Source organism: Corynebacterium sp. HMSC068G04 (genome assembly GCF_001814885.1).
Lineage (GTDB): Bacteria > Actinomycetota > Actinomycetes > Mycobacteriales > Mycobacteriaceae > Corynebacterium > Corynebacterium hiratae.
On sequence record NZ_KV818301.1, the window covers coordinates 176,130 to 188,774 of the forward strand.

Consider the following 12,645-nt stretch of genomic DNA (forward strand, 5'->3'; position numbering starts at 1 on the left):
GGGTGCGCTCACACAGTTCACGCCCACGGCACCCAGCCGTGGTGCCTGGTTGACCAGCTCAATAACACGCATGAGCTTGACCGGGTCAGCGGCAATGGCCCCGGTAATGCTCAGCGCGAAGGGCTTGGGCTGAGCCGACAGGAGTTCCAGCAGTACCGCAGCCTCGTCGACGTTGGGGATGGTCTCAGCAAGCAAAAAGTCAGCGTCCGTATCCGCGAGCACCGCTACCCTGCGGGCATGCCAGCGGTACAGCTCCTCGTGGCTAAGGCCGTAGGCCCCGTCGTAGTCGGTGCCCTCACCTAGGCCTGCACCATAAGGGCCGATGGACGCAGCAACTAAAAATTCCTCCAGGGCGCCGTGCTTGTCGACGGCCCCGCCCGCCGCATCACGTGCCACCGCAACGCTGCGGCGCAGAAGTGTTTCCGCCTCCTCGCCAAGGACTTCGAAGGTGACTTGGTAGGACGCCGTGGTGGCCACTTGGGCACCAGCGGCGAAGAAGTCAGCGTGGGCAGATTCGATGAGCGCTGGGTTCTCACGCAGTACTCGCGCCGACCACAACGGGCCGGAGATATCGTGTCCTTGGGCTTCGAGGTAGGTTCCCAGGCCGCCATCGAGAAGCAGCGGCGCGGTATGAAGGACCATGCGCATGAGCTTAGCAATGGCTTCCGCAGTCACCCCGCACCATCACGATAAGCCACCCCAATAGCCGTATTGGTTTTCTTAATCTTTAGGCGGTCCGATCGTTCTCCCCGGGATCTATTCACGCTCGTCATCACCATTTCCATGCACCGCGCCACAACAGCGCCCATTAGCACAAGCTATACATTCACAGAAGCTACCCATGCTTTTGCCAAGAAATAGCCAAGGTTTCAGCTATGTTTAGCCCCCCTTTCCCCTAAAAGCCCTGGATATAGGAATGCAATCCTGAACGACCACCCCCACGCGTTACCCCCACTGTCCGAAACTATCAGCTCAACCTTTACAAAGTCGAGCCAAAAGTAGGGGAAATCTAAAGAAGCCTAAGGGACGAGCCGTAAAAGGCGACAAACATAAGGGCAAAGCTTAAAACTGCTGGTCAGCTGGCCTTTCCATACCGAAGAGAGCTTTAATTTTAAGTGAAAGTACCGCTCGGTACGCGGCAGGAAAGCCGCCACTTAACCCCTGAAGCAGAAAGAGGTGCCCGCCATGTTCCGCCTCCAGTTTGGACATACCGCCACTAAGATTGTCGCCCCGATTGCTGCCGCCGCAGCGCTCTTCGCTGGCTCCGTCAACGCCCCTGCTCAGGCTGTAAGTTCCTTCGGCACGTTCAACCCAGCCGCGTTCGGCTTCACCGTCCCCGCAGCCGCAGGTCCGGTTACCCCGGCACCGCAGACCTCCGCCAGCGTCCAGGGGATCATTAATCAAACCAATGCCCAGCGCGTGGCTAATGGCCTCGCACCGCTGCGCGTTGACCCGAACCTGACCAACCTGGCGCAGGACTGGGCCAACACCTTGAGCCGCGATGGCAACACCCGTCACCGCCCGAACTACTGGACGCACTACCCCGCCGGCCTGCCAGCGGGTGGCGAGAACGTCCTCCAGGCATGGAGCGACTACTCCGATGCTCGCATCGTGCAGCTATGGATGGACTCCCCCGGGCACCGCAAGAACCTGCTTGACCCGCGCGCCAAGTCCGTGGGTATTGGCATGGCCATCGGCGCAAACGGCAAGCTATATGCCGTCCAGAATTTTGGACGCTAAGCGTCGCGCTTTCTGCCATTAAGATGCGTCTGTGAGGTTGCTACTCCTTCTCACGGGCGCATCTACCGTTGTGAGTCCCAAGGGCATTCTTTGCATGTCCGCTTAGCCCAAGAACCAATCAAAGGAGCGACCAAACCTTTAGGAACCACTCATCGTTGAGCAGATCAAAACCATGCTGTACGTACTCGTATCTGGTCCTCTAAAATTGCCTTTAGCATTCGATAACCAACATGGAGCGCAACGATAGGAAAGGCTATGACCGTACGTGTCCCGATGTCCCCTCCTGTCCTCGAATGGGCGGTTAAGAGGACCCGGCTGCCTGTCGACGAATTGGAGAAGAAGTCTGACTTCCATTGTTTGCGCTCTTGGTTAGGCGGCGAAAGCACGCCAACGTTCCGACAAGCTCAGAAGCTGGCCAAGCTGGCTGGAATACCTTTTGGATACCTGCTCCTCGAAGAGCCCGTACAACGAACCCCTCACCTTCCTGATTTCAGGACTCCGGGAAGCACCCCGTTATCCGACTACAGCCCTGCGCTCGAGCAGACGATTTATGCCTGTGAACGGCGCTTAGAGTGGTATGCCGAAGATGCACTAGCTAGCGGTATTGCAGGGCCTAGTTTTATCGGCCGGTTCTCTACGGATACGTCCGTGGGAAAAGCTACTGACTGGGCATGCGCCTTATTGGACTGGGTTCCAGGTAAGCGAGAACGTAGCCGAGACCGCGTGGCAACCCTCGCCGATGCCATTGAGCACACAGGAATTCTGGTCATGCGTAGCTCCGTCGTGGGCAATAACGCTCAAAACAAGCTTGACCCTGATGAATTCCGAGGTTTTACGTTGATTCGGCATTCTTTCGGTCTTATCTTCATAAACAGTGCTGATTCTGGAGTGGGAAAGCTATTCAGCTTGGCCCACGAGTTCGGACACATTCTCATCGGCGAGCAAGGGATTTCCGGTGGCCCGCTCAACCAGCGCACCGTTGAACGCTGGTGCAATCAGTTCGCTACTGCGCTACTTGTTTCCACCAAGGACATCCTCAACCGTTGGTCCGAAACTAGAGATCTAGAGTCAGTTTGCCAATGGTCATTCAAAACTTTCGGCGTAAGCCGCGACGTCACTGTATGGCTCCTCGTAGATAACGGTGTACTCCCCCGAGAAGCTGGTCAGCGCTTCCTCCAAGAGGCCCCTTCCCCTCCGACGGCACAGCGCAATCGAGGTGGCGACTTCACAGTCGGACTGCGTTCCCGTTTGGGTGGGCTTTTCCTAGAGGCCGTGACCGGAGCACTCGTCGAAGGAAGAATTGACGAGCGCGAGGCATCCCGTCAGCTCGGTGTCAAGAAGATCAGCGCTATTGAAGCTTTGGTTGACCAGTATCAGGGACTACCATGACTCGGTATCTGCTCGATTCCAACATCATCATCAATGCGGTTCGGCTCTATCCTCGTGACGTGTTCCCAAGCTATTGGACCTCTCTGGAGAACTTCGTGACCGCCAAAACGTTTTTCTTCCATTATTCTGTTCAAGAGGAACTAGAGCGCAGAAAGGACTCCGTCTCAGCGTGGTTCCGGAGCTTCGTACCTCAAGACCAAATTCTGCACGTGGACAACGACGAAATTGAGTCATACCGTCGCCTTTCCACATGGGTAGCCTTCGATCGTGTGCCTCGCTTTGATGAAGCGGCGGTACGAGAGTTTCTCGATGATGCTGCCGACTCATGGCTAGTCGCCTCAGCTCATGCACGGAACATGTCAATCATCACCGATGAGAAATCCCAACCGCGCAGAATCAACAGAGTCAAGCTCCCCGACGCCGCTGCTGCATTAGGAGTTCAGTGCTCCACCTACTTAGACTTCCTCCGCTCGCGGGGAATCACATATTAAGGGACACTATCGTTCTCGGTGGATTTACATGATTCCGGCATTTCCACATCTACGCAGATCGAAACAAGGGCACCAATCTCCAATTAGTCTTCCGCCTTCGTCCTCCTCCACGGAGCATTCGGGTCTTGAAAGGTCGAAAGCACCAAATCAATCCACTGGCTTCTTCACGGGCAACACAAGTCCACGGATAAGCCTATTTCTATTTGGATCTTAAACCCTCTACCGCGGCTCCCGCTTGTTTGGTTTCGGCCCCAACCGACCAAGACACCCACGGGCACGAAACCAAGAAGCGGCAGGGTGCAGCGCTTCATACGGGCCCCTTAGTGATGCTCACGCGTTACTTCCAATCGGGCAAGCATACGAGATGGGCCGGCGTTGCCGGGGCGATACCAATGCTGAAACGGGTCCTGTAGTCGCGGTTATTCGGCGTGAAAGGCCGGGTTCAGGGTTTCGATCGTGGCCATCGGGGTGTCATAGCCGAGGACGTTAAAGCCTGCGTCCTCTCCGGGCCACAAGAATGTGTGGTCGAAGCTATCGGAGGCGAGATCATAGCGCGCGATCCAGGTCTGCCACTTACCGCGTTCCGGATCGGCGGTGAGCTGTCGCAACCAGTCCAGCAGGTCGGGGTCGAGTGCCGGATTGCGTATGCCCACCGGCGTGGGCAGGGTCTCCTTGCCGACAAAGCGCCATGCTTGTGATGCACCTTGCACCTCGTTGAGGCCGGTCACGACCACAAAGCCGTCCCACGGTTTCTCCTCATTGAGCTCCTTATCTAAACGCAGACACTCGCTCATTGCTTCAAGGACCGAATCGGCGGAGTCCATGTCGACGGTGAAATCAGATATAGTCATTGCGTTCCCTCCAGTTGCGCCATGGGTTTATTCAGCGTGATGGGCTGGGTTCAGGGTTTCGATCGTGGACATCGGAGTGTCATAGGCGAGAACGTTAAAGCCTTCGTCCTCTCCGGGCCACAGGAATGTGTGGTCGAAGCTATCGGAGGCAAGATCGTACCGCGCGATCCACGTCTGCCACTCACCGCGTTCCGGATCGGCGGTGAGCTCTCGCAACCGTGCGATAAGCGTACAGTTGAACGCTGGGTTGAGTGCGGACACCGTGGTGATCAGAGTCTTATCACCGACAAACCGCCATGCTTGGTGCGCCGAGTGCCCCTGCTCGTAACCGGACACGACCACAAAGCCATCCCACGGTGTACGCTGATTGAGTTTGCGGTCCACGCGTAGGCATCGACCGATTACATCCAGAATCGAATCGACGGAGTCGTAGTCAACCTCGATATCGGGTGTGGTCATTATGTTTCCTTCAGTTGCTTTCGGTGTACACGCAAACCAAGCCTAGCGGCAGCCTATTCGTATTGCTTACTCACTTTGCGCAACGGGTATTTGATTGACACCGCGCCGCGTGTATTCAAGGTCCTTTCCGTAAATAGTCAAGCCCGTGATGTCGTGATGGTCAGATTTCCTGAAGATGAAGGATGCCAGGTAGCCGATAACGAGAGTTCCTACGAAGGCGACAATCGAGACCAAGAATGGGCCTTGGTCCAGCTTTCCAGCGAAATACGCAGCAATCGCACCGCACAGGAGCCCGATGAGAACACCATTGGAATTTGCGGACTTCGTAAAGATACCCAAGACAAATACCGCAGTGAGCGGAACTCCAAAAAGACCAGTAATCGCGAGGAACAGGTCCCACAGGTCCGACTGGTTGGTAATGATGAGATACAGTGCAACGGCCAATCCGAAGGTTCCGGCAACGATGATGACCAGGCGAGAGAAAGTAACCGACGCTTCCTTCGGGGAGAAGCGGTTATAGATATCCACGGCAACGCACGCGGAAATCGAGTTGAGCGAAGAAGAAATTGTCGATTGCGCAGCCGCCAAGATGGCAGCAATCAAGAGTCCAGCAATGCCTGCAGGCAGCTCCGAAAGAATGAAATACGGCACTACAGCAGAAGTGTTGACTCCTTCAGGCAGACCACCCTTCGCTTCGTAGAAGTTATACAAAGCCGTTCCCATCCCGTAGAACAGCGGAATAGTTATCAGCGCCAGAATTCCGTTGACGATGAGAGACTTCTTCGTCGCTTGAATCGTGGGAGTCGTTTGGTAGCGCTGAACGACGTCCTGAGAAGAGGTGTACTGGTGCAAGCTGTTCAGTACATTTCCGATAAAGATGAATGGTATCGAGGAGAAGACTGCATTCGTGGTGAAGTTGTCCGCTGAGTAGAACTTTCCTTCTTCAGCGGCGTTAACCACCGCACCGCTAAATCCATCGGGAGTCATGGCCATGGCCGTCAGCACTACCGCTGCGGCGCCAGCCAGCAGCAGGATGCCTTGAATCACATCAGACCAAATCACGCCTTCCATGCCTCCCAGGAAGGTGTACACAATACAAAGAGCGCCTACAAACGCGGCGACGACCAGCGGGTTGATATCTGCCACCGACGTGATTGCCAACGTAGGCAAATAGATAACGATGGCGATGCGCCCAACGTGATACAGAACGAAGAGGAGCGAGCCTAGAACTCGGAGGGCTACGGAGAATCTCTCCTCAAGGTACTCGTAGGCCGTCGTGACATCCAGCTTCCTAAAGAACGGAACATAGTAACCAATCAAAATTGGAACAATGGCAAAAATAGCGAGGTTACCAGCCGAGTAGGCCCAGTCAGTCAGATATGCCTTTTCCGGAGTGGACATAAACGTGATGGCAGACAGCGTCGTGGCATAGATTGAGAATCCTGCCGCCCAGCCAGGAATCCTGCCACCCGCTTTGAAGAATTCGTCCTGATCACTGCCGGCCCTGCGCGCAAAATAAGCGCCGACAAGAAGCATTCCCAGGAGATAGAGGATCAGAACTATCCAGTTGAGTGTTCCGAACGATTGCATGTGACCTTCCCTTCAGGGCTTTCAGTGCAGAGAGCTAAATCACTCTCCAATTCGTCTGTGCAACAAAGCATGTTGAAAGATACAATACATCAGACGTCTGATGTGTGAAGGGATTTAAGATAAAGCCGTCTACCCCTGATCATCAGAGCGAAGTGCTCCTCCCCCAGCAGCGCTCATCCTTTGAGAACCCCGCCAACGTGGGAGGCTTAAGATGGTTCAGAAAGAAAAGAGGGATTAACCAGTGCACACCGGAACATGGGGATTCAGTGAAGCGGAGCATCGCCCTGCCTCAACCACACAGCAGGCTGTAGAGGGCATCAAAAAATTCATCCAGGACAACGCACTCAAGCCCGGGGACACTTTGCCAACCGAATCAGAGCTCTGTGCAGAACTCGGCTTCTCTCGCTCTTCTGTCCGAGAAGCCATCAGAATCCTAACGACATTAGATATCGTCGAAGTCAGGCACGGAACAGGAACGTTTGTCTCCGGCACATCACTCAAAGCCCTAGTTCAAGGCCTCATCTTTCGCGCGACTCTCGACGATGATGGCAACCTTGAAACACTACGTAATGTGGTGGAGATTCGGCAGGCAATTGATCTTGCTATCGGGCAAGAAATCACTACCAAACCCGATCCCTCCAAGCTAGATCAGTTGAGCGCCATCGTTGAAAAGATGTCGGCCAAGCGGGAGCAAGGTCTCAACTTTGCCGAGGAAGATCGGGAATTCCATCAGGTATTGCTCTCCGAAATAGATAATCCGATTATCCGTGAGCTCAACGATGCCTTCTGGCAAGTGCACATGAACGTCATTCCACTTCGCAAATTGGAAGAACCACAGGACTTCAGTAGAACGGTACGCGCGCACCAGGACATCGTCGATGCTCTACAGGACAACGACCTGAAGAAGTACCAAGCGTCTGTGCTCAGGCATTACGAGCCCCTGCTGACTTCGCTGTGACAGTCCGCGTCAGCTATTAAAGCTCCGTGTAATCCACGCCGGATCTGTGATGGCAGTGCCGATGATGATTGCATCGGCGCCGGCGCGCTTTCCTGCAGCCACATCATCGCGCGAGGCAAACCTGCCTTCGCCGATTACAAAGGCATCCTCACCGCAGAGCCGTCGCCCCTCTGCCAAGCATTCAAGATCTGGGCCTTCGGTCTTGCTCCGGAACTCTGTATAGCCAGCCAGCGTCGTTGAAATGATATCTGCACCTGCTTGGTGCGCCCGCTGCATTTCTTCCGGGGTAGAACAGTCAGCCATCGACAAAACATTCAGCCGGTGGCACTCCGCGACAAGATCGGAAAAGCTTGAGCCATCAGGCCGAGGGCGATCCGTAGCATCCGCACAGATAACGGCAGCCCCGGCCTCGGCCAATTGGCGTACGGACTCAACGGTCGGGGTGATATAAACCCCCTCACTCCCCTCTTTTGTTAGGCCGAAAACTGGTACATCTACCGCGGCTGCGATTGCCTCGACATCCTTGATGCCGCCATATCCGCCGCACCGGATTGCGCGGCTTCCGCCCTCAACACACGCACGGGCGACATGCGCCAAGGTGTGAGTATCGCGCATTGGGTGACCATCTGGCGCTTGCACCGAGACAATCACCGAGTTCCGAATCATGTCGTGAACTTCTTCTCGGCGTTCCGCCAGTTCACTGCTCTTAAACCTAAACATTTACCTGAGCCTTCTTCTAGAAATATCGCAGATACTTGATGCTAAAAAGCGTTGTCTCGAGCAAAAGCCGCTGCGCCTACTAACGGTGCTGTCGCCGGGGATTCAGTAACCCGAATTGCAACGGAGCGATTCGGCTTCAACGCGAAATCCTCAATGGCCTGACGGAATGGTTCTTCCACAGCGGCCCCAATCTGGCACACACCGCCGCCCAAGACAACGGCATCGAGATCGAGCCCTGAAACAAGACCCGCCACCGCACGGCCAAGGCCATAAGAATTCCCTCGAATAATCCGGGAAGCGAGTTCATCTCCCTGGTTCATTCTTTCTACGACCTTTTCGAGAGGAAGCGCTAACTGATCTCGCTGCTTCCACTGCACCCGCTCGCTCGCCGGGTTCGTAGAAAATTCTTCATAATACGCAGCCAAGCTATTGCCGCTCATAATGTTTTCGGCGCGGTCCGCAAAGCCCCGGAAATCAGCGCACAAGAGCTCCGAAAACTCTCCGGCCGATCCGGTAGGTCCGCTGAGCAGACTCCCGTTATCGCTTACCGCACCACCGACACCAGTTCCCAACGAAAGGTACAGGACTCTGCCGGACTGGAACTCCCTCGCGGCTCCGAGCATCAGCTCTCCGTACGCCCAGACTCGCACATCGTTATGAACTGCACACGGGAGGTCAACAACCTCTTTCGCAACCTCACGAAGATTGGTACCAGCCCAGTTCTTAATGGTGTCCCCGTTGTAGGTGACGAGTCCCTCAGGCGCCTGAATCACTCCTGGCGAACCAATGCCGATTCTCGCCGGGGCAATACCCGATTCCTCCAACGCCAGCTGGACGGCTTTCTTGATCTGCTCCTGTGGCGAAGCCCCGGCCGGCTGGGTAGGAATCTTTCCCAGCGCTACCGCCTGCATTGGGTCTTCATCAGACACGAAACCCCAACCAATCTTTGTTGCACCGACATCAAGCGCAAGGGTACTAGTCACTCTTCACTCGTTTCGTCGTAGTTCAGCGAAATTAGGGCTCGATCACCTGAGCGGCATCGACGATCTCATGAATCTTGGCCAGCTCCTCATCATTCAGAGCGACATGCGGACGGGACATCAGCCCCGACGGGAAGACACCCAAGTGATGCAGCGCTGCCTTGAAACTGCCGAGGCCCTGCGAGCTTCCGCCCATGCGCGTGCCATCACCAACACCAACGATGGTGAAAAGGTCACAAATCTTAGACTGCAATTCCGCAGCCTCGGCGTACGCCCCGTCAACCAGGAGCTCATGCAGCTTCACGTAGGACACCGGGTCCACGTTGCCCAGGCCTGGTACCACACCATCGGCACCTGCCAGGTAAGCAAAGTCGACCGTAGTTTCCGAGCCAGTCAAGACCACAAAGTCTGTCACCCCAGCCTTGTTGCGGGCGCTAATCAGAGCACGCGTGTATCCATCATTGCCGCCGGAATCCTTAACGCCGGCAATCACGCCTTCCTTGGCGAGGGAAATAAGAGTAGCGATATCCAGCACCGAGTGAACGCTGACCGGAATGTTATACGCATAGATAGGGGTCTCTGGCGCGGCTTCATGAAGAAGTCGGAAGTGCTCTGCAATTTCTACATCGTGCGTACGAACATAAAAAGGTGCAGTAGCAACTAGCCCTTGCACCCCGAGCGCGACGGCATCTTCAATGTGCTCGATTACTCGCGGAGCCGTCATGTCAATCACGCCGGCAATGACCGGAACTCGCCCTTGAGCCTGTTCCACCACCGTTGCAATGACTTCCTTGCGCTGCTCTCGAGTGAGGAAAGCTACCTCACCTGAAGAGCCGAGAACGAACAGTCCATGAACGCCAGCTTTGATAAGCCGCTCAGCCTGGCGCTTGAGGGTGTCGGTGTCAACGGAGTAGTCCTCATTAAACGGGGTCAGCAGCGGTGGCACCACGCCGCGCAAGAGCTGTGTATTTGCAGTCATGTTCAGGAACCTTCCCATTCGCCTTTGTATTGGAGTCATAAGACATCATACGTCTCCTAGGATTGTGATGCAGTTCCTTCTAGCGAAAAGAAGCGGAGCAAAACGCCGACTAGCCTATCCCGGCAACAACTCGGAAGCCTCCCCCACCACGCTCACCACGAGCACATCGCGGGCGCGGGAGGCCGCCACGTAAAGCAGAGCCCTCTCCCGCTGCAGCGCCTCGTCGGCCTCGGCCGGCGCTAGGCCCTTCATGAGGTAGCGCTGCGGCAGCGCCTCGCGGCTTACATCCAGCAAGATGACGTGCGTGAACTCCAAGCCCTTGGCGTTATGCATCGTCATCACCGCCACCGGGCGCTCCCGGGAGGTGCGCCGCCCAGTACTCACGGCCACGCCCAACTCACCGAGCTGCGTGGCAATCTCATCCTTACGAGGGTTGGTACGGGTCAGCACACCAATGGAGACATCTTCCTCCCCGGAGGTCCAGTCCCGGATATGCGCGGCCAAAGCCTCAGCTTCCTCCGCCTTGCTAGCAGAGCTCAGCACCACCGGTGCCGGGCCCTGGCGCACCGAACGGTAGCCGTGCAGATCGTCGATATCCTCTTCCGAGTCAATCCACTCGGTCCCCTCCAAAATCGCCGTGGCATAGCCCAGATTCTGCCGGGTCGTGCGGTAATTCACCCGCAGCTTCCTCGTAGCACGCCCGCGTGTTTCAATCCCATAGTCACGCAGCACCAAACGCTGGCCATAGATGCGCTGGTGCGAATCCTCCGCAATAAAAATGTCATTCGGCCCATGCTTGGCCACCGCCCTCAGGAATTTCCAGTGGCCGGCGTGGAAGTCCTGGGCTTCGTCGATGAGCACGTGATCAAACATGCCCTCCGTGCCGGTACGGTGCTCCACGATATGCGCGGCTACCACCGCTGCGGCCGCGTAGGTCAGCTTCCCAATGGACGCGCACGCCGCGTGGAAGTACTCCACAATCGCCCACACCGCCTTACGCTCAGCACGAGTCAGCGGCGTGCCACGCCCGGTACGCCGTGCGCGGAGATAGGTCTTCTCATCGGTAATCCCCTGCGTGAGGATCACCGCCGAGTACTCCTGTGCCAGGAACGTCGGGTGGGATTTCTCCCGCGGCAGGGAGCTGCCTTTTAGCTCCGCGGCCTCCTGCCACTGCCGCTTTTCCTCCACGCCGTCCAAACCACGGGGCACGAAGTCCGCATCAATGTTGAGCACCGCAGCCATCGCGGCGGCGCGCTCCGTTGCCTGCGCATTCGCCAGCACGTCGAAGACGAGCGCATCAACGCCACTGATCCAAAGCCCCGGCGCGCCATGCACGGAGGCCTCCGGGAAGGCCGGGTACAGCTCATTCATCTGTGTCTTGAGTGCATTGGCCAGCTCACGCGTATAAGTAGTCAAAAAGACGCGCGCCTTCGGGTTCTTCTCCAGCAGGTGCTTCGTGCGGTGCACCACCACCACGGTCTTGCCGGTACCAGCACCACCAGTGATGCGCGCGGAGCCAGAGTGCTCTGCTTCCACCGCGCGGCGCTGGCTCGGGTGGAGGAAGACACGCCACTCGGCAAAAGAGCCCTTGAGGATCGCTGCCAGCTCCTCTTCACCTGGGTCGATGGCAAAGTCCATCCGGGCAGCCGGGGACTTGATACCTTCCACCAACGCCTTGTCGGAGCTAGCATCAGCCACCGCCGCGGGCTCCACCAGGTCCAAGCCCAGTTCCTCGCGCACCTCAGCAATGCTCATCCCTGACAGCAGGCCAACCACGGCATGGTGTTCCCAATCCGGCGCACTCTCCGACTTCTCCAGGGCCTCATCGATTGTGGCGGCCTGTTCCAGCACCGCTACCGTCTGCGGTGACAAGCCCAGGTCATCGGTGAGCTCATGCTTGGCGACGCCCACCACATCCCACGGCCGCAGACCCTCACCGTCATCAGTAGTATCCGCCGAGGGCGTGGCCGACGGCTCCGCTTCCGAAGAACCCGCAGCATCCCCTGCCGGCGCAGCCGAAGACTCTGCTGCAGAGCCCGCTGCAGAATCTGCCTCTGCAGCTGCTGCCTCGGCGGCGAGCTGCTCGGCCGCCAAGCGCTTGGCACGCGATTCAATCTCCGCCTGCGACATCGCCGCCGAAGCTCCCGGCGCGGTGGCATCCACGAGCGCCGGCACTCCGGAGACCTCATTGACCACCAGCGTCTTCGACGTGGCGAGCGCATAAGCATCATCGTGGTTGAGGATGTCAATGAGCACGAACATGGTGTCGTTGCCATCGTGCAGCTCAAAGAGCACCGCGCGGTACTTGCGGTTAACCCGCGCGGTCCGCACACGTTTATCCGCCGCATCCTTAATGGGCTCCACGTGCAGCGAAGGGTTAGTGGGATCCTCGACCAACTTGTTGCAGAACTCAAAGATCTGGTTGCCCAGGTTGTAGCGGTCCTCAATGCGGCGGTAGAAGGACAGGCTCGTTGCCATTGCTTTCCTC

General features: G+C 56.9%; 12 protein-coding genes. 4 read left to right on the forward strand and 8 right to left on the reverse strand.

Features of this window, described 5'->3' with window-relative positions; translation table 11 throughout:
• Nucleotides 1–642: homocysteine S-methyltransferase family protein (locus HMPREF2993_RS04125; protein WP_070701208.1), on the reverse strand; the 642-nt coding region annotated here is incomplete at its 3' end.
• Between the two features lie 543 nt (nucleotides 643–1,185).
• Between HMPREF2993_RS04125 and HMPREF2993_RS04130 the strand changes: the two genes are divergently transcribed.
• From HMPREF2993_RS04130 to HMPREF2993_RS04140, 3 genes are all read left to right on the forward strand, one after another.
• Nucleotides 1,186–1,740: a CAP domain-containing protein gene (locus tag HMPREF2993_RS04130; RefSeq protein WP_070701145.1), complete on the forward strand. Its 555-nt coding sequence runs from the start codon at nucleotides 1,186–1,188 to the stop codon at nucleotides 1,738–1,740.
• A 723-nt stretch (nucleotides 1,741–2,463) separates the two neighbouring features.
• Nucleotides 2,464–3,129, forward strand: a complete 666-nt coding sequence (locus HMPREF2993_RS13825) for an ImmA/IrrE family metallo-endopeptidase (RefSeq protein ID WP_168166761.1) — start codon at nucleotides 2,464–2,466, stop codon at nucleotides 3,127–3,129.
• Nucleotides 3,126–3,620, forward strand: a complete 495-nt coding sequence (locus HMPREF2993_RS04140; protein ID WP_049155947.1) for a DUF4411 family protein — start codon at nucleotides 3,126–3,128, stop codon at nucleotides 3,618–3,620. The genes HMPREF2993_RS13825 and HMPREF2993_RS04140 overlap by 4 nt, the downstream gene beginning before the upstream one ends.
• Before the next feature lie 419 nt (nucleotides 3,621–4,039).
• Here HMPREF2993_RS04140 and HMPREF2993_RS04145 read toward each other — a convergent pair whose 3' ends face one another.
• From HMPREF2993_RS04145 to HMPREF2993_RS04155, 3 genes are all read right to left on the reverse strand, one after another.
• A complete protein-coding gene (locus HMPREF2993_RS04145) occupies nucleotides 4,040–4,471 on the reverse strand; it encodes a hypothetical protein (protein ID WP_049155944.1) in 432 nt (143 codons plus the stop codon).
• Between the two features lie 27 nt (nucleotides 4,472–4,498).
• Entirely contained in the window at nucleotides 4,499–4,930 is a 432-nt protein-coding gene (locus tag HMPREF2993_RS04150; protein ID WP_070701149.1) for a hypothetical protein, read from the reverse strand.
• Nucleotides 4,931–4,996: 66 nt separating this feature from the next.
• Entirely contained in the window at nucleotides 4,997–6,520 is a 1,524-nt protein-coding gene (locus HMPREF2993_RS04155) for a sodium:solute symporter family protein (RefSeq protein ID WP_070701151.1), read from the reverse strand.
• Between the two features lie 241 nt (nucleotides 6,521–6,761).
• On the opposite strand from HMPREF2993_RS04155, the gene HMPREF2993_RS04160 reads away from it, so the two are divergent.
• Complete coding sequence (locus HMPREF2993_RS04160) at nucleotides 6,762–7,478, forward strand: FadR/GntR family transcriptional regulator (protein ID WP_070701153.1); 717 nt, start codon at nucleotides 6,762–6,764, stop codon at nucleotides 7,476–7,478.
• 9 nt (nucleotides 7,479–7,487) lie between these two features.
• Here the strand turns inward: HMPREF2993_RS04160 and HMPREF2993_RS04165 are convergent, their stop codons facing one another.
• The 4 genes from HMPREF2993_RS04165 to HMPREF2993_RS04180 form a co-directional block, all read right to left on the reverse strand.
• Nucleotides 7,488–8,198, reverse strand: coding sequence for an N-acetylmannosamine-6-phosphate 2-epimerase (locus HMPREF2993_RS04165; RefSeq protein WP_070701155.1), 711 nt, complete (start codon nucleotides 8,196–8,198; stop codon nucleotides 7,488–7,490).
• A gap of 41 nt (nucleotides 8,199–8,239) precedes the next feature.
• Entirely contained in the window at nucleotides 8,240–9,127 is an 888-nt protein-coding gene (locus tag HMPREF2993_RS04170; RefSeq protein WP_246822343.1) for an ROK family protein, read from the reverse strand.
• Nucleotides 9,128–9,212: 85 nt separating this feature from the next.
• The gene (locus tag HMPREF2993_RS04175; protein WP_070701159.1) at nucleotides 9,213–10,157 is read right to left on the reverse strand and encodes a dihydrodipicolinate synthase family protein; all 945 of its coding nucleotides are present in this window, start codon (nucleotides 10,155–10,157) and stop codon (nucleotides 9,213–9,215) included.
• A 114-nt stretch (nucleotides 10,158–10,271) separates the two neighbouring features.
• Nucleotides 10,272–12,635 carry a 3'-5' exonuclease gene (locus HMPREF2993_RS04180; RefSeq protein WP_070701161.1) on the reverse strand — a complete coding sequence of 788 codons (2,364 nt, stop codon included), beginning with the start codon at nucleotides 12,633–12,635 and terminating at the stop codon, nucleotides 10,272–10,274.
• Between the last annotated feature and the right edge of the window lie 10 nt (nucleotides 12,636–12,645).

Bases quoted from the DNA above. Each gene is read 5' to 3' on its own strand.
- HMPREF2993_RS04130 (WP_070701145.1), top strand. From the start codon at position 1,186: ATGTTCCGCCTCCAGTTTGGACATACCGCCACTAAGATTGTCGCCCCG.
- HMPREF2993_RS04140 (WP_049155947.1), top strand. From the start codon at position 3,126: ATGACTCGGTATCTGCTCGATTCCAACATCATCATCAATGCGGTTCGG.
- HMPREF2993_RS04145 (WP_049155944.1), bottom strand. From the start codon at position 4,471: ATGACTATATCTGATTTCACCGTCGACATGGACTCCGCCGATTCGGTC.
- HMPREF2993_RS04150 (WP_070701149.1), bottom strand. From the start codon at position 4,930: ATGACCACACCCGATATCGAGGTTGACTACGACTCCGTCGATTCGATT.
- HMPREF2993_RS04155 (WP_070701151.1), bottom strand. From the start codon at position 6,520: ATGCAATCGTTCGGAACACTCAACTGGATAGTTCTGATCCTCTATCTC.
- HMPREF2993_RS04165 (WP_070701155.1), bottom strand. From the start codon at position 8,198: ATGTTTAGGTTTAAGAGCAGTGAACTGGCGGAACGCCGAGAAGAAGTT.
- HMPREF2993_RS04175 (WP_070701159.1), bottom strand. From the start codon at position 10,157: ATGACTGCAAATACACAGCTCTTGCGCGGCGTGGTGCCACCGCTGCTG.
- HMPREF2993_RS04180 (WP_070701161.1), bottom strand. From the start codon at position 12,635: ATGGCAACGAGCCTGTCCTTCTACCGCCGCATTGAGGACCGCTACAAC.